Source organism: Xanthomonas vasicola pv. musacearum NCPPB 4379, assembly GCF_000277895.2.
GTDB lineage: Bacteria > Pseudomonadota > Gammaproteobacteria > Xanthomonadales > Xanthomonadaceae > Xanthomonas > Xanthomonas vasicola.
On record NZ_CP034655.1, the window covers coordinates 646,526 to 663,099 of the forward strand.

Below are 16,574 nucleotides of genomic sequence, written 5' to 3' on the forward strand. Positions count from 1 at the left end.
GGGGGACGTCGGCGACGGCCTACCCGCGATTATTGCCAACATGAATATCGGGAATCAGATTACGGCACGCACCGTGACCGTCACCTCGGGCGAAACCGGGCGAGCGAGCAGCAAGGTCGTTGTGGAGCTGTCCGGTCGCCCCGATCCGCGGTGGCAATCGTGCTTCCACTTCGTCGTGCAGGGCCGCGATGGCTTTTACATGGAAGACCGCCCGATCTTCGACCAGTCAAACGTCGAAGGTGTGGTGCCAGCCGGGCAGCTAGATGCCTTTCGGCACGAATTGCCGGAGGTTTTGGTCTTGACCAACACGCTTGCGCGCGCGCAAGCCATCAAGGATGCGGATCGGCGCTAGCACAGAGCCTGCGACGCCTGCCAGGATGATTGCAGCGTGAGTCGGCCATGCACCGCGCGGCAAAAACTGCACAAGGCGCGGGTTCATCTGCTCTGCCGCTGGAAGGAAGCTTTCTTCCATCTTGCGTAGATGCGACTGCAGGCGCGCCCGGCTGTTTGGAACACATCTATCCACGCTTTACATCGTCAGATGCCGCTCAACATCGAGGGCTGTCTGGAGACGGTGCGAACATGGCCGGTTTATGTGTCGAAGTATGCAGAGCGTTGCGGCCACATCGCGGGCAAAAGCGTATCGCTCGGCCAGGCAGATGCGATGCCTTCGGTGATATGTGCCTCACTTTGGGCGTGGCACTTGCACCGGAGTTTAAGAATTCACGCAACCTGCCGCTAGTACACGCCAACCAAAAGGTTCGATGGAACTGTGGAGGCTGTGTTGAACGTGATGATTTGCTTGCTCGTTGTGTCCTTGGCGGCTGCGTGTGTCGCCCCCGTACTGGCTGCCGAACAAGCGCCTGCGCAGATCGATGGCACGGGTGCGCGCATCCGGATGTTTGGTCAGAACGGCGTGGGAATCGTGTTGTACAAGGACGCTGTGTGTACCGCCATGTATGGCGAGAAGGTGCGTGCGTCCGGTTCGTTGGGGAGTGCGTTCGGCTCGCTGATGGGGTCGGTGAAGAACCAGGCGATCGGCATTCCGGAGACCCAGAACACGCGCAACCTGCACGAGCGCAAGATGATCGGTTCCAAGCCGTTCTACAAGGAATATGCGGTCGAAGCTGGCAAGCCGGTGGTGGTGGAAGCCGGTGCCAGTTCGCCGGCGCATTGGACCAGCACGCCGGGCTTCAAAAGCGGTTGGACATGCGGGCCGTTGCTGGCGTCCACCTTTGTTCCGGAGGCTGGTGCCGATTACGAGGTTGCGTTGGATCTGGACTTTCGCAACTCGGTCTGCACCTTGGCGGTCAAGCGGGTTGCTGCTGATGGGCAGGTGACGCCTGTCGATGTGGCGCCCGTCTCCAAAGACTGCAAATAGTCTGCAGGGTTGCATCCGCTCAGGATGTGGCTAGTGAACGATGTGCGGGCCAACGACTAGACATTGGCTGCACGGTTGCAGCACGCGGGAAAAAAAGCAGGAATGGCATCCCTGCCGACAGGCGTGGCACTACATGCACGACGAGTCGTTGATGCCGTTTCCCACCTCTGCACTGGATGTGTTGACGATGTGGTCGACGCGTTTCGTGCACGCACGTGCAGTCTGTGTCACTGCGCATCGCGCCAACAGCGCCGGATGCCCGACAGCGTCAACCGAACACTGTTTTTGCTGGTGGTGAGGAATACGCGTGCCGGTAAGGATCGCCAGGCACCCGCCTTCGCGCCTCACCAATCGGTCGGCGCGTAATCCTTCAAGAACTGCCCCCACACATGCTCGCCGGTGTTGAAACCGTGGATGATCGGGTCGACGATGCGCGCGGCGCCGTCGACGATATCCAGCGGTGGGTGGAAGCGTTCCTGCTGCACCTTCAGTGCGGCAATCTCTGCCGGATCTTCGTCGGTGACCCAACCGGTGTCCACGCTGTTCATATGGATGCCGTCGTTTTGGTAATCGGCCGCCGAGGTGCGCGTCATCATGTTCAACGCAGCCTTGGCCATGTTGGTGTGCGGGTGACGCGTGGTCTTGAAATTGCGATAGAACTGGCCTTCCATCGCCGAGACGTTGACGATGTGCTTGTCGCGCTCGGGCGTGCGCAGCATCAGCGGCTTAAGCCGCGCGTTGATGATGAAGGGTGCGATGGCGTTGATCAACTGCGTTTCCAACAGCTCCACCGACGGCACTTCTGCCATCAACAGGCGCCAGGAATTACGACCGCGCAAATCGACCTGTTGCAGGTCCTGATCCAGGCGGCCGTCGGGGAACAGATGCTGCTGGCCCACCAGTTCGTCATCCAGCAGCGCGATCTGCGACAGCTCCGCGGCGCGGGTGAGGCCGTCGGCACTGTCAATGCCACGTCCGTGCACTGCCGGCAACGCAGTGGCCGAAGCATCGCGGAGCAACTCCGGAGTGCGCAGGCCTTCGTAATGACCGACAAGGTTCCGCACGGTCTCCGGCAATTCGTGCAATGCGGCGGTTTCGCCGGCCATCATGTGCGTGTAGAACTGCGGCGGGCGGCGCACGGTCTGGCAGGCGTTGTTGATGATGAAATCCAGGCGCTCGCGCGTGGCCAGCAGTTCATTGCAGAAGGCTTCTACGCTGGGGGTGTGGCGCAGGTCCAGGCCGAACACCTGCAAACGATGGCCCCATTGCGCGAAGTCCGGTTCCTGCGCATAGCGCGCAGCCGAATCGCGCGGGAAGCGCGTGGTGACAATCAACTCTGCGCCGGCACGCAGCAACTTCAAGCCCGCTTGGTACCCGATCTTGACGCGCCCGCCGGTCAGCAAGGCAATGCGCCCGCGCAGGTCGGCGGTCTCGGTGCGCTTAAAGAAATTCAGCTCCGCACAGGCCGGGCACATCTGGTCGTAGAAATGATGCAGCTCGGTGAACTTCTGCTTGCACACATAGCAATGACGCAACTCGGGCGAATGCGTGGGCTCGGGCGCGGCAGCGGCACTCTCGCCGTTATGCGCGTCGTGCAGGCCGGCAGTATGCGGCGGGAAATAGTTCGGCGTGCTGAATACCGGCTTGCGTCGCAGTGCGCGGATGCCGCGTTGTTCCAGCAGTGCTTCGGCCTTGCGCACCTTTTCCTGGTGGCGCTCGCGCTCGCGCTGCTTGAGCAACTGCCGCCGTGCTTTCGGCTCGGGGTGATAGACCTTGGCGACCACCTGGTGCAGCCGCACGCGGTCGGCTTCGGGCAGTGTGTCCAGCACGCTGCGGTCGGCTTCGATGGCCTCCAGCAGATCCAGCGCCGCGCGCAGGCGGTCGGTCAGGGGCAGGTCGTCGTCGGGCAAGGGCGGGGCGTTGGTGTTCAAGGTCGATCCGGAATGAGCGGCTGGCGGCGGAGGCAATGATGGCCGGTGGCCAGCGGGGGAAAACGCTGACGGCTGCGCGGGCGGGGAGTGCGCCACTGCGTGTTGCCGCTGGCCGACGTCGGCAGGCTGGCATTTTCGCCGATTGTGGGTGGTTGGCGCCAATGCGGGTGTCTGAGCGGGTCAGCCAGGGCGCTGCCGCGCCATTGTGCCAGCGGTACCAAACTACATGTGGAAGGTTCGCGTTGCTTGCCTGCTGTCAGGCACGTGCACTGAGGTGCTGCGTATGCCTGCGCCCCATCACTGATGATGGCCTCTCACACGCGCGCAATCCAGGCGAGCTGCTCACGCAGCCTGCAACGTCGGTGGACTACGGTCGTCTTTGATTGGAATGGCGGGAGAAAGCGCGATGGGTTTGTTGGTCGATGGCAAGTGGCAAGACAGTTGGTATGACACCAGCAAGAGTGAGGGGCGGTTCGAGCGCTCGCAGTCCAAGTTTCGTAACTGGGTCACGTGCGATGGCAGTGCCGGCCCGCACGGCGAGGGCGGCTTTCAGGCCGCTTCAGGACGTTACCACCTGTATGTGTCGCTTGCCTGCCCGTGGGCGCATCGCACGCTGCTCTTTCGTCGTTTGAAAGGCCTGGAGTCGATGATCGATGTATCTGTCGTGCATTGGTTGATGGGCAAAAATGGCTGGACTTTCGCCGACGGGCCGGGTGTGGTTGGCGACATCGAGCATCATGCGCAGTATCTGTACGAGGTGTACCTCAAGGCCGACCCGCATTATTCCGGGCGGGTGACCGTGCCGGTGTTGTGGGACCGCGAGCGCAAGACAGTGGTGAGCAACGAGTCGGCCGATATCATCCGCATGTTCAATAGCGCCTTCGATGAGGTTGGGGCGACGGAAGGCGATTTTTATCCGCAGCCGCTGCGTGAGCAGATCGATGCGGTCAACGCACGTGTCTATGACACCGTCAACAATGGCGTGTACAAGGCAGGCTTTGCGACTACCCAGGCAGCCTATGAAGAAGCGGTGGTGCCGCTGTTCGAAAGCCTGGATTGGTTGGAAGCACGCCTGAGCGCGCAGCGCTATCTTTGCGGCGATCGCCTCACCGAAGCGGACTGGCGCCTGTTCACCACGCTGGTGCGCTTCGATGCGGTGTACGTGGGGCACTTCAAGTGCAATCTGCGGCGCATCGCCGATTACCCGCACTTGTCGGGATTCCTGCGCGAGCTTTATCAGATGCCGGGGATTGCCGAGACGGTGAACTTCCAGCACATCAAGGGTCATTACTACCAGAGTCACGAGACCATCAACCCGACCGGTATCGTGCCGATGGGGCCACTGCTGGATCTGGATGCGCCCCATGGGCGTGGTGGCTGACTTGCATGTTCGACATGGCGTGTTCGCTGCGGTCGCGTATGCTGCGCACCCATACGATTAGCAGGATGACGTCATGCTCAATCATGTGATAGTGGGCTCGAACGATCGCGCGTACGTGTGCGTTTTACGACGCGGTGTTAGAGGGCGTCTTCGGGGCACCTGCGCCGTTCGTCAATCAGGCGGCCTCGGGGCATACACGCCTGTTCTATCGGCATGCGGGCAGCACCTTTTGTGTGAGCGAGCCGATTGACGATGCACCAGCACGCCCTGGCAACGGTGCAACGGTTGGCTTGCATGCTCAGGCCTGGTGGCGTGACTGCAGAACAAGCGCCGGCACTACCGTGGCCTGCACGTCCACCGGCAGGTCTTCCATCACCAGGCCGAAGTAAGTAGCGGTAGGTTATCGCTTCGCCGCATCACGCATGATCAGCGTCGCCGCACCTACCGAAATCGCATCTTCGACAACGCCGGTGCTGGTCTGGCCGTAGCGCTCGATCGCACGCATCCGTGCGTTGAAGGTGAGATAGGCAGCTGCAATTGCGGTCGTTGCACCGAGCAGCGCGGCAATGCCGCGTTGCTCGCGCGGTGCCAAGGCGGTGCCGACGATGACGCCTGTGGCGATGCGGGCGATCATTCCCGGCAGCACGATGCGGTCTGGCGCGGTCTTCATCTTGTCGCCGGCTAATTCGCCGCCAGCCAGTGCCAGCATGCCGGCCGATGCCAGGGGATTGGCGAGCAATGCGGGCGCGCCATTGTCGGCAGGCAGCTTGCCGGTGCGTGCAGCATTGGCGACGGCGGCCAGCGGCGTCATCGAGCGCATGCCGGCAACAGCGCCCATCAAAATGGAGTGGATCAAAGCCATGTGCACCTCTGCATGTGCGCGATCATCGCAGGCGGAATGCGCTGCGTGTGGCACGTGGTTATCACTCTGCGCAGACTAGGGCGTGACATGTGTGGGAGTTGGCAAGACCTTGTGCACGCCGCGCATCGGTTGCGCCCGCATGCCGATGGTTTGCCGGATGCAATGCGCCGCCAGACTATCTGGCGGCATTGTTGCTCCTGTGGCATGGGTGCACAGCTCTGCCGCGTGTGCCTAATCGCAGCCGAGGCCTTCGCCTTGGGGTGTGATCAACATCCTGCAATGCGATCTTGCAGAATCATTGCTCGGCGAACTGACCCCGGCGCCATGCCAGCCAGACAACCGCCAAACCCACGGAGGCAAACAGGCATTGCCGGAAGCGATGCCTCAGGGCCGAACGCATGCCTGTACCGCGCAAGTTACGGCGGCTATGCCGCGTTGATGGGTGTGGCCAAGGAGCCAACCCTGTACCGCTGCGCCGCTGGCTATGTGGGCGTCTACGATCTGGACATGATGGCGCGCGATACGGGCGCTACGCGCGTTGGGCAAAGAACTTGACCGGCGACTGGCTCGGCGCGCGCGACACCCTGGCCGCACGTTCGCCGGTCCATCTAGCCAATCAGATCAAGGTGCCGGTGTTTCTTGCCGCCGGCGGCAAGGAAGAGCGTGCGCCGATTGAACACACCAAACGTGTGGAACGTGCACTCAAGGGAGCTGGTGTACCGGTGGAGTCGCTGTACTTCCCTAACGAGGGCCACGGGTTCTACACCGAGCCACATCGTCGCGAGTACTACACGCGCTTGCTGGCGTTTTTGAGCAAGCAGCTCGGTGGCAGCACGGCGAAATAAGAGCGGCTGATAACGACTGCGCAGCCGCCAGGCGAGTGCAGTCGGTGCTCGGAATCGGCATGTGTCACTCTTGCACGCCGGTTCCTCCGCGCCCCCCTGACGACCGCTCGCTACGTTGCGTTAGCCCTTCTCAGTGGCCACACGTGTCATCGGGGTTTGCCCGCATGATACGTGTGGCTTAGCGACGTGAGGTTGCTCACTGTTAGCCGTGCACCTAGCGCAGCATCGGCCACCGCACAGTCTCCACGCCGCTCAATTCGCCGGCATCGGCTTCATCTGGTACTGCGCCGGCGGGGTGGCGCCAAGCAGGTACTGCACGAAATAGTCCCAGCGGCGGCGGGTGACGTACGGGGTGAGATCGCCATAGCCGTGCTTGGCGTTGGGCAGCATCAGCATGTCGAAGTTCTTGTTGGCCTTGATCAAGGCATCGGCCACCAGCAAGGTGAGGTACGGCGGCACGTTGTCGTCCAGGGTGCCATGCACCAACATCAACCGGCCTTTGAGCTTGCTGGCGTGGTTGGCGTTGGCCTGGTCGTCGTAATTGGACGTGCCATCTTTGTTGACAATGTGCTCGCCGTGATACTTCTCGGCCCAGTCGTCTTCGTAGCCGCGGTTGTCGTGATTGCCGCTTTCCGACCAGGCCACCTTGAAGAAATCCGGATAGAGCAGCATCGCACCGGTTGAAGCATTGCCGCCGCCGGAATGGCCCCAGATGCCGACGCGATCCAGGTCGATCCAGGGATAACGCTGACCAAGCTCCTTCAAGCCGGCGACCTGGTCGGGCAAGGTGTTATCGCCCATGTTGGCGTACCAGGTGTCGTGGAAACTCTTGGAGCGCCACGGCGTGCCCATGCCATCGATGGCCACCACGATAAAGCCCAGTTCGGCCAGCGACTGGTTGTCGCGATGGCCGGCGAGGAAACTACGCCCACCCACCGAGCCGGTCTGCGGGCCCGGGTAGACGTAATCGATGACCGGATACTTGCGCGTCGGGTCGAAGTGGGTGGGCTTGAACATCAACCCATACAACGTGGTCTTGCCATCGCGTGCCTTCACCGTAATGGGCTCCGGCGGCACCCAGCCGGCAGCCTTGAGGCGGGTGATATCAGCCGTGACAATGGTGCTGACGGTGCGGCCGTCGCCGGCCTCGCGCAGCAGCGTGACCGGCGGCGTCACCGAAGTGGAATAGGTATCGACAAAACGTGCGCCATCGGGCGACAGCGCGATGCTGTGGTTGGCGGGTTCGGGCGTGAGCAAGACCGGCTCGCCGCCATCCAGGCTCACTTTCCACAGCTGTTGGTAGTACGGGTCCACGCCCGCGCTGCGGCCAACGCCGACAAACCATGCGGTGCGCGTGGCCGGGTCCACGCGTAGCAGCTCGGTGACGTTGCCTTCGCCGGTGGTGATGGCGCGCTTGGGTTTGCCGGTGGCCAGATCGTAGAGATACAGCTGGCCCCAATCGCTGCGTTCGGAGAACCACACCGCCTCATTGCTGGCCGGCAGATACGCCCAGTTGGCGGCGACCTGGCCGCTTTCGTAATAGGTTTTGACGGTTTCGTTGAAGGCGGTACGCACCGCGCCCGTGCTGGCATCGGCGATGCGCAACCAGGTTTGCTTGTGGAAGCGCGAGGTGGAGGCGAACGCCAGGGTCTTGCTGTCCGGTGCCCACTTCACATCGTCCCACAGGCCCGGCGAGCAGCTCACGTCGTCGCACAACGTGGAACGGTGTTGATCCGGCGGTGTTTTCAGGCGCAGCACGCTGCAGGTGGGCACGTCGATGATGACGCGCTCGATCAATGTCACGTCCTTGTCGCCGGCCAGCGGATATTTCCACGACTGCAGTTCCGGGTGCCCCAGCTTGGTGCTGACCAGATACATGTCGCCGGTCTTGCGCTGGTCCTGCTGGAAGGTGGCGATCTTGCTGGAGTCCGGCGACCACGCCACGATGGCATTGTCGGTGTGCTGCCAGCCGGCGTTGTCGGTGGCATAGCCGAAGTTTTCCACACCATCGCGGGTGAGCTGGGTTTCCTGCCCGCTGGCGAGATCGCGCACCCACAGGTTCCAGTCGCGAATGAAGGCCTCGCTGCGCTTGTCCGGCGACAACACGCCCGGTTCCGGTTGGTCCTTGGCGTACAGCTTGCTGCAACGCGCACGCGCATCGCAGACCACGGCGGTATAGCGCACATTGAGGCGGTAGCGACCATCGGCGGTGACCTTGACCACCGGCGCGAAGGTGTCGGCCTTGAGCGGTCTGTCGCCGGTCTTCAGCAGTGTGTTGAGCGAAGCGACCAGCGCAGACTGTTTGAAGAGCGGTGCGGTCTTGCCGGTGCTGGTATCCAGCTGCAGCAGCCGGTTGCCCTTGGCATCGTGATCGACATAAGCCACATGCGTGGCGTCCAGCCAGTCGATGCGGCTGGCGGCGTGGTCCACCAGCGGCTGTGCAGCGTAGTTGATCAGCCGCTCGGCGCGCGCGTAGTCGGCCTCGGTAACGGCAGGGGTCTGGGCGCTGGCGAGTGCCGGTAGGGTGGCCAGGGCGATGGCGACGAACAGGTGCCGCAACGGCAACGGGGTAGGCATGAAAGACTCTCCGGGACGAAAGGAGCGCGCACTGCGGTCGGCGCGACCGTCCTATGCTACCCGCAGTGAGGGCTGGCTGCCTCTGCCAGAAGTCGTGCTTGCGCGGTTGGTGACTGCGGCGGGCCGCATGCGTTTCGGCGACCGAGTGGGCGTGGCCGAAGCGGGGTGGACATGCGATCCACCGGTTGCCGTGCGGATCGCTTGGTCTGGCACCGTTACAGCATGACCCTGTGATGCGTCGAGCTCGATGCCCATCGAGGGAGAGACACCCGTGGACCGCACGTGGGCCGGTGACCGGTCAGCGGCTAATTACGAGAGCGTCCCCGCCATGAACTACGCTTCTTTGCGTCCATGGATGACCATGTTGGCCCGATCTTGGGTTTACTGAACGCACGCACATGGACTGGAGGCCGTCTGATGTCCCGGTTCCGCCGCTTGGCACTGTCCCCCTTTTATCAAGGCGCAGCCGCCGCACAAGACGCAGCCTGCCCCGGCGGATCTGATTGCCGCATATGCGCCGGTGCTGCCTGCGAGGTCTACGAGATCGATCAGATGGTGTTATCGATGCAGATGCTGCGGGTCAGCAAGGTCGATGCATTGGCGCTGCACAGCCGGCTTCGCGATGCGGTCGACGGGTCTGCAACCGTTGCCACTGCACCCACGACCAATGGTGATGCAGTGCCCGCAGAGCAGCGCGCAATGTTCGAGGGCCTCTTCAACGAGCCACAGTCCAGCAACGACCTGCACGGCGTGTACTGGTCGTCGTATATCGATTGGCATCGCATGGTGGCGCTCGAGCCAGACGGCCAGTATCGCCTGCTGTTCTGGAAAATCGATCATCGCAGTCGTGCACGCACCAATGTGCGCGCGTATGCGGGCAGCTATGAGCTGACGTACACCGAGATGGGCGACCGACAGGTGACGCTGGATATTCGGTTGCGCAGCGATTCCAGTGGTAGCGATGCCAACGATACGCAACTGGTGGTTATGCGCTCGGGGACCGACATGTTTCTGCTGCGCGCCGACGAACTGGCAGACATGGCAACGGCCATGGATGGCTCGAAAACGTTGGGCCGCAGCGAGTACTACTTTCGCAAAGTGACGTTGAGCGATGCATTTGTCGAGGAACCATCCGGTGGACGCGCCGCGCCGCCGCTTGCCGATCTTCCACGTGCGTTACAGCAGCGGGTGAATGCCGAAGCGATCATCGCCACCATCACCCATGTGGACGACATCGCCCCCGACGTTTAAGACAACCGTGCCGGCGCCGTCATGTGTACATTGGACCGAGGCGAGGACGATGGGCTGCGCATGAACATGCCGCTGCGCTCGCCGCCAAACACGGGGCGTGACCTGTATGGCTGGGTCTGGGAGATGCACTCTGCCGCGTGTCGGGTCGCCATCAAATACCAACGCGGTGGCGATGGCAAGGTGGACCATGGTCCTGTTGTCGGCGATGTGCTGACCAGTCGCCTGAGCGGGGCATGAGATGCCGGTGCGCAGCGCAGGCAGTGCTCGCAGCGCGGCAAGCCAGTCGCTTACTTGCTCATGCAGCGCTTCCAACGCTCGTTCACCCGCTGCGCAAACCAGGCGGTGGTGAGCGTGCGGGTGATCTTGGGGCTTTCCAGGGTGATGCCTGGCAGCACCGCGCGCGGTAGCGGCATACCGGCGCTGCGCTCGGCCAGCGCGAACACCTGGCGATACAGCGCGGTGTCTGCGAAATCAGCGGTGTTGCCTGCCTCCAGTGCGCGGCGGATCTCGCGGTCGCTCATCGCCAGCTGGCTGCCCAGGCTGCGTGCGGCGCGCTCGGTACTGCCGGGTGCATCCAGGCTGGCGCCCGGCGTGAGCAGATCGCCGTCCAGAGCCAGTGCAATCCCGCTGGCCTTGCTTAGCGCGGCCTGGAAGGCGGCGTTGCGGCTGGCGTACCAACCGGCATTGAAATCGGCGAAGCGATACAGTAGCGCGTCGTAGTTGGCTGGGTACCCCAGCAGATGCAGCGTGCCGAACCACAGCCCGCCACGGCGGCTGAAGACTTCATGGCGGATCGAATCACCGGGCGGGTAGGGATAGCGCTGCGCGTGCTGTTCTGCAAACGCGATGCTCACCTGCATCGGCCCGGCGGTATGCACCGGGTTGAACCCGTCGAACAACCGCGCGCCCAACGGCACGCTGCCGGTGAAGTCTTCGAAGATGCGGCTCAATGCCTGCTCGGTGCGTGCGGCAGCGATGCGCGTGGCATAGCTGCGGCCATCCGGCGAATTCAGACGCAAGGCGGCATCGACCATGAAAGCTGGGATGTGGTGCGCACTGGCGCGGCGGTCGATCTCCGCACGCGCGATCTTGCCCAGGTTGGGCACCACCGGATTGGCCTGGTAGGTCGACTCCTGCTCGGTCACTGCCAGCACTGCGCAAATGTGCTCGGCGCTGGTGTCCAACGCCTGCGAAGACAGCGCCACATACACATCGCTGGCCCAGCCGGCGCGGTCGGGCAAGGTTGCCGGTAGGCGCCGCGCGATATCGGCCTTGACCGCATCCGGCGAACGTTGCGGTGCGCGCGGCGCCTGGGTAGCGCAGGCCGATAGCAAGGCGATGACGAGCAGCGTGAGCAGGCGGGGCAGGGGCAAGGTCACGGCGTCTCCGGAAGATCGAGGGGCGGCAGCTGCCGTACGCCAGTTTACGCGGCGCGCCTGCGGGAGCCTTCATCTTGCTTATGCGTGAGGCTGCATTGCCCTTGCATACCAACGGCAGCAGGATTGGGAAAAGATATATTGGAGTGCTAGTTGCATTGCTTCAGGTGCATTGCTTCAGTTGCATCGCGAAGTCAGGCGATTGAGTCGTTCTGGATGCCGTTTCAAGCATTGCGGTGTGCTGCGTTATCCAACCAAGCATGTCCGGCGAGATGTCGGGAGACGGACGGCATTCATTGATAGCACTCAATGCTCGGCTGCAGACCTAGGCAGCGAGTGCCTGTACGGCAGCCCTGAAAGCGCCCAGCAATTCCCGCCCCAACGCCGTCCCCAGCGGGTCTGCGCCGATGCAAGCACCATTTGACTCATTTCGTCATCGAGACTCAAGACTGGCCCACTCGGGCCGACAACGAACGCGTCCGCTTCCGCGTCGATCACGGGATCTGTCACGTGCGTCGGTCATCATTGCAGTTGTATGACATTGGGAATATTGCGATTTCGCCGCAGATTCGGCTGGATTCCATCGCTGTCCAAACGTGGGAGTGCTTGAAATGCCGCAGCAACCAGCAAGTCGCCACGCGCGTGGAGGTGGAACGACCTCGGCGTGCGCGCGCTGCGGCCCGTCATCGACGTGATGGCGCGATGAGCCTGCTTGTCGCCCGGTGGCGCGTGCTCCCTGCGTTTGTGTTGCTGCTAGGCAGCGCCGTGGCGTTGGCGCAGCCGCAGCCGTGGAAGACGATCGAGGCGGCAGCCATCGACGACCCTGTGGCCGCATTGCAGATCGCGCAAGGCGCACTGCAGCGGGCTAGTCGCGATCATGAAGTGGATGCCGAATTCTGGGCTTTGCTGGCGCAGGCACGCGTGCTCATTTCGTTGGAAGACAGCGAACGCCGCCAGGTCGTGCTTGTGCAAGCGCGCGGGAAGCTCGACCAGTTGCACGGCAACGCCACGCAAGCGCAGCTGTGGTTGGACATCGTGCAGGCGCTCAGCGATGTGCGCGAAAATCCCAATCGCATCATGGTGGCGCGCTTGGAAGCACTACGTCAACGCACGCGCGCGCTGGGCCGCAACGACCTGCTGTGCGAAGTGGAGGCGATCGACATGTGGAGCATGCTTGCTTCAGGCAGCAGCGATGAATCCTGGAGCGCGGGGCAGGCCAGTTACCAATGTGCGGCGCGCGAGAGATCCTGGTGCTGGAGCTCGATGCGTTGACGCAACTCGGGTCATTGGCCAGCCGCGTCGGTGGCGGCGCCGCCGGAGACAATGAAACCGAGGACTACCTGCAACACGCGCTCTCGCGCCTACATGATCAGCCGGCACGCTTCCAGCGCAGCCTGATCGAATACGAGTTCGGCACTGTGCTGGCGGCACGCCAACCCGAAGCGGCGTTGCTGCATTTCAGGCGCGCGTTGGCACTCAGCCGCGAGCTGCGCGACCAGGCCGGCGTGGCTGCAGCGCTGACCAGCGCCAGCGAGGCCCTGATCGAAACCGGCGATGCCGCCTCTGCAGTGACGATGGCGCGTGAGGCGCTGCCATTGATGCAGAAACAAGACAACATCGGTCGCGTGGCGGCGTGCCACGCCGTCTTGCTGCAGGCCTTGACCGCGTTGAAGGCCGACGATCTTGGTGCCCAAATCATCGCCGCCAAGGCCGCAGACGACCCTAACCTAACCTTGAGTCGACGCGCGCAATTGATCGACGCGATCGCAGAGGCGCTGGCATCGCAAGGTCGTCATGCCGAGGCCTAGCAAGAACTGCAACGCGCCAACACACTGCGCGCGCAGAGTCTGGACCGGCAGCGCGATACCGTGATGTTGCGGCTGCAGGCACGCTACGAAGATGCACGTCGTGGCGCTGAAACGGCCGAGCTGCGCCGTCGCAGCGAAACCTCGCGACTGGCATTGCAGGCGCGCGAAGCGGGTCAGCGCGCCTTGTGGATCGCGTTGTGCGCGGCCTGCCTGTTGCTGATCGGTGCACTGGTGGTACTGGCATTCGGCGCACGTCACCGCCGCCAGCTGTCGCGACTGGCGATGCACGACGAACTCACCGGCCTGCCCAACCGGCGCGCCATTCGCGCCAAGGCGCAGCAGCAAATCGAGCAGGCCTTGCGCTCGCACACGCCGTGCATGCTGGCGTTGATCGATCTGGACCACTTCAAGCAGATCAACGACGTATATGGACATGCCGTCGGCGATGCGGTGCTCAAGGCGCTGGCGAGTGCGTCGCGGCTGGCGTTGCGCATGCAAGACCGCCTGGGCCGACTGGGCGGCGAAGAATTCCTGCTGGTGCTGCCAAGCTGCAGTGAAGAAGAGATTCCTGCGGTCTTTTCGCGCCTGCGCAGTGCGGTGGCGGCAATCGAGATCGCCGGCCTGCCGACCGATCAACCGGTGCGTTTTTGCATGGGCGCGGTGCGCGTCGTCGCCGATACCGGGCTGGATGTATTGCTGAGCCAGGCCGATCTGGCCCTGTATGCCGCTAAGACCGCAGGGCGCGATCAATGGGCGGTATGTTGATCGCTTGATGCGCGCTGCGTTCATGGCGCAGGATGGGTGCATCAGCGTTGTCGCACCACAGCGTTTGAATGCTCTTATGTGTTGCGCATCGATTGCCAGCACGCGCACGTGCGTCGGCACGATGCAACCGGCAACAGGCTTGCGCCCTGCATGTCGCATGCAGGTGAGCTAAACCCCTGCAGGCCTAAACTGCACCGCTATCACGTAAGACATTTGCGCTTGAAAAAACCTCGTCCATCCCCGTTGCCGCCATCTAGAGGTGCCGCCTCGCGTATAACTGACTGGATCGTCGCTTGATTGGCTGTGCTCGTGGCGGTCGCATGCTGCGCACGCGTGTGGTTGTTGCGCGACGCGATCCTCCAGGGCCGCTATGTCAGCGTCATCCGGGGTCGGCCAGCTAGGATCTTTCTCGCCGAAAGCGACCCGCATCGCTTCTGGGCATCCATCGGGTGGGATGCACTACTAAGCTGCATGCTATTGGCGATCATCGTCGGGTTTGCGTATGCGAACTGGACGTTACGCCGTCGCCGACGGTGAGCGTGCCGCTCAAATACACTCAGGGCGTTTTCTGCTTGCGTGCACGCAGCTGCGCAGCGCGCATGGGCCAGGTGTTGTAGCTGTAAACGAACTGCTTCTGGTCGGTGCCTGCGGTGGGATCGCAATGCCAGGAGCCGGCGACGCTGCCGGGTTCCAGCACGCCGCCGACTTCGCGAACCGCTTGTGCTTCGAAGGCACAGATGGGCCCATACACAGCCACGTCCCAGTCCCGTCGTGAGGTGGGATGCGCATGCTGTACCAGCACGATGTCGCTGCCATGGAAGTGATGGACCTGTGCGGCGTGCTGACGGTCGATGCTGAAGTAGCAAGGTGCGCCGATGCCCAGTACCAGGACGTCGCCGTCGCGCACCACGGTGCATTTGCCTTCGTGTTCGCCCAGCCGGATCTCACGCCCTGCCAGCGTTGCAGTGGTAACCGGATAGCGCGTGGTCACTGCAGACATCGGCTGTGGTGATGCGCTTGGCGATGCCGATGGCGTCTGCGCACGCGTGGGTGAGCGGTGACCAGCAGCGAGGCCAACGAGCTAGCGATCAAAAGGGTGCGCATGCAACGTCCGTGTCGAGGGCGGGGCAGTATCGCAGATCCCTCCGGCGGCCTGCCGCAATCGATGCAACCGCTGCGGTGACCGCAATGCTGGTGTGGGTGTTGTGCCTCGACATGCAGTGCGCATACGTGCTGTTGGCGAGCGCTGCATTGCAGCTGCCAGACGATAATTAACTACGTCTTGTTGCCAGCTTCACAGCGCGAAGACAAGCACTCAGCGCCGTGCAGGCAAGGTCGCCAGCACGCCATCGAGCGCAAGTTGCGTGGTGAAGCCGGCCTTGGCCAGACGCTTGCTTACTTCATTGGGCACATCGCGCCCGCTGGTAAGTCTGTTGGGCGCGCCGGTGTAGTGAAACAGCCGCCCGCCACGGCGGAGCACGCGTGCCAGTTGATCGTAGAACACCTGCGAATACAGCTCGCCAGCAATGCCAAACCGCGGTGGATCATGCAGGACGGCATCGACCGAATCGTCGGCCAGCGTGGCAATCTGCTGCGCGACATCAGCATGTGTCAGCTGCAGGCGTCCGTCGGCAGCAGCTGCGTCTGGATCCGGCGACCATGGGTTGAGTGTGCGCAGCCACAGCACATCGGCATTCTTTTCGAACGAGAGCAACTGGGCGACGCCGGCCTCCAGGCAGCAGGCGGCGAAGTAGCCCAGGCCGCCGCAGGTATCCAGCACGGTCTTGCCGCGCGGATTCACCAAGGCCACTTTGCGCCGCGCATCTTCGAACGGCGACAGCTGCGCCGAGGGCAGCATCTTGATGCCGTCGACCTCGAACGTTGGCGCGCCCCATTCGGTGGGTACCAGCTTGATCAGCGCGCCGCTGTAGCGCGAGATCGGCGCGAAATCATCGCCGTCCCAGAAGTACAGCGTGCGGTCCTTGAGCTTGCCCGGATACGGATAACCGCGGCCGCGCCACTGCCAGCTGTGCGCATCGAGTTGGGCGGTGTCGGTGCTGCGGCCCAGGTCGAGCGACCCGGTCCAATGAGTCAGACCACTTCCGCGCGCGGCAAGCAGCGCTTGGACATCGGCGAGAACGAGTAAGGGGCCGGAGTAGTGGGGCACGGCTGACAACTCTGTGTGCGACGCGCGGACGATACCGCACGGATGCAAGGATGGGAGCGGCATCGTAACCGACCCGTCGTGGCCGAGCATGCTGTGAGTGGCCGTCGCGGTGCCCACGCGCATCACCGAGGTCGACTGTGCACGCCGTTTCGCTGACACACTCCGCGCCGCATACTGCATGCAATCCGTATCGACATCTGGTTCGATCGGCGTCAACTGTGGAGTGTGGG

General features: G+C 63.0%; 10 protein-coding genes, 1 other RNA gene and 4 pseudogenes. 9 read left to right on the forward strand and 6 right to left on the reverse strand.

Annotated features, from left to right (window positions below):
* The first annotated feature begins 40 nt into the window (after positions 1-40).
* Both KWO_RS03005 and KWO_RS03015 read left to right on the forward strand, forming a co-directional pair.
* Positions 41-352, forward strand: coding sequence for a hypothetical protein (locus KWO_RS03005; RefSeq protein WP_017112932.1), 312 nt, complete (start codon positions 41-43; stop codon positions 350-352).
* A 441-nt stretch (positions 353-793) separates the two neighbouring features.
* A complete protein-coding gene (locus tag KWO_RS03015) occupies positions 794-1,381 on the forward strand; it encodes a hypothetical protein (protein ID WP_017114900.1) in 588 nt (195 codons plus the stop codon).
* 344 nt (positions 1,382-1,725) lie between these two features.
* Here KWO_RS03015 and KWO_RS03020 read toward each other — a convergent pair whose 3' ends face one another.
* Entirely contained in the window at positions 1,726-3,312 is a 1,587-nt protein-coding gene (locus KWO_RS03020; protein WP_010376131.1) for an SDR family NAD(P)-dependent oxidoreductase, read from the reverse strand.
* A gap of 406 nt (positions 3,313-3,718) precedes the next feature.
* Here KWO_RS03020 and KWO_RS03025 point away from each other — a divergent pair, with 406 nt between their 5' ends.
* Together KWO_RS03025 and KWO_RS03030 are read left to right on the forward strand one after the other, a co-directional pair.
* Positions 3,719-4,693: a glutathione S-transferase family protein gene (locus tag KWO_RS03025; RefSeq protein ID WP_010376126.1), complete on the forward strand. Its 975-nt coding sequence runs from the start codon at positions 3,719-3,721 to the stop codon at positions 4,691-4,693.
* A gap of 73 nt (positions 4,694-4,766) precedes the next feature.
* Positions 4,767-4,983, forward strand: a pseudogene (locus KWO_RS03030) (VOC family protein); the annotation flags it as partial.
* A 110-nt stretch (positions 4,984-5,093) separates the two neighbouring features.
* Here KWO_RS03030 and KWO_RS03035 read toward each other — a convergent pair.
* Positions 5,094-5,555 (reverse strand): DUF4126 family protein, encoded by a 462-nt coding sequence (locus KWO_RS03035; RefSeq protein ID WP_010376122.1) that lies wholly within the window; start codon positions 5,553-5,555, stop codon positions 5,094-5,096.
* Positions 5,556-5,954: 399 nt separating this feature from the next.
* Between KWO_RS03035 and KWO_RS03045 the strand changes: the two are divergent.
* A pseudogene (locus KWO_RS03045) lies at positions 5,955-6,400 on the forward strand (alpha/beta hydrolase family protein); the annotation flags it as partial.
* A 59-nt stretch (positions 6,401-6,459) separates the two neighbouring features.
* Positions 6,460-6,526, forward strand: a non-coding RNA gene (locus KWO_RS03050) — sX9 sRNA.
* 126 nt (positions 6,527-6,652) lie between these two features.
* Here the strand turns inward: KWO_RS03050 and KWO_RS03055 are convergent.
* Complete coding sequence (locus KWO_RS03055; protein WP_017112930.1) at positions 6,653-8,977, reverse strand: S9 family peptidase; 2,325 nt, start codon at positions 8,975-8,977, stop codon at positions 6,653-6,655.
* A 522-nt stretch (positions 8,978-9,499) separates the two neighbouring features.
* Here KWO_RS03055 and KWO_RS03060 point away from each other — a divergent pair.
* Positions 9,500-10,465, forward strand: a pseudogene (locus KWO_RS03060) (GAD-like domain-containing protein); the annotation flags it as partial.
* 50 nt (positions 10,466-10,515) lie between these two features.
* Here the strand turns inward: KWO_RS03060 and KWO_RS03065 are convergent.
* A complete protein-coding gene (locus tag KWO_RS03065) occupies positions 10,516-11,607 on the reverse strand; it encodes a DUF1615 domain-containing protein (protein WP_010368353.1) in 1,092 nt (363 codons plus the stop codon).
* A gap of 699 nt (positions 11,608-12,306) precedes the next feature.
* On the opposite strand from KWO_RS03065, the pseudogene KWO_RS03070 reads away from it, so the two are divergent.
* Positions 12,307-14,177: pseudogene (locus KWO_RS03070) on the forward strand (GGDEF domain-containing protein).
* A 342-nt stretch (positions 14,178-14,519) separates the two neighbouring features.
* On the forward strand, positions 14,520-14,714 hold the full coding sequence (locus KWO_RS03075) for a hypothetical protein (RefSeq protein WP_026113144.1): 195 nt from the start codon (positions 14,520-14,522) through the stop codon (positions 14,712-14,714).
* A 19-nt stretch (positions 14,715-14,733) separates the two neighbouring features.
* Here the strand turns inward: KWO_RS03075 and KWO_RS03080 are convergent, their stop codons facing one another.
* Positions 14,734-15,177, reverse strand: coding sequence for a hypothetical protein (locus KWO_RS03080; protein WP_010368350.1), 444 nt, complete (start codon positions 15,175-15,177; stop codon positions 14,734-14,736).
* A gap of 315 nt (positions 15,178-15,492) precedes the next feature.
* The gene (locus KWO_RS03090; RefSeq protein ID WP_227479789.1) at positions 15,493-16,407 is read right to left on the reverse strand and encodes a class I SAM-dependent methyltransferase; all 915 of its coding nucleotides are present in this window, start codon (positions 16,405-16,407) and stop codon (positions 15,493-15,495) included.
* Positions 16,408-16,574 lie beyond the last annotated feature (167 nt).

What these genes read in the sequence shown, in the direction of transcription:
- KWO_RS03005 (WP_017112932.1), top strand. Translation starts at nt 41, where the DNA reads ATGAATATCGGGAATCAGATTACGGCACGCACCGTGACCGTCACCTCG.
- KWO_RS03015 (WP_017114900.1), top strand. Translation starts at nt 794, where the DNA reads ATGATTTGCTTGCTCGTTGTGTCCTTGGCGGCTGCGTGTGTCGCCCCC.
- KWO_RS03025 (WP_010376126.1), top strand. Translation starts at nt 3,719, where the DNA reads ATGGGTTTGTTGGTCGATGGCAAGTGGCAAGACAGTTGGTATGACACC.
- KWO_RS03035 (WP_010376122.1), bottom strand. Translation starts at nt 5,555, where the DNA reads ATGGCTTTGATCCACTCCATTTTGATGGGCGCTGTTGCCGGCATGCGC.
- KWO_RS03055 (WP_017112930.1), bottom strand. Translation starts at nt 8,977, where the DNA reads ATGCCTACCCCGTTGCCGTTGCGGCACCTGTTCGTCGCCATCGCCCTG.
- KWO_RS03080 (WP_010368350.1), bottom strand. Translation starts at nt 15,177, where the DNA reads ATGTCTGCAGTGACCACGCGCTATCCGGTTACCACTGCAACGCTGGCA.
- KWO_RS03090 (WP_227479789.1), bottom strand. Translation starts at nt 16,407, where the DNA reads ATGCCGCTCCCATCCTTGCATCCGTGCGGTATCGTCCGCGCGTCGCAC.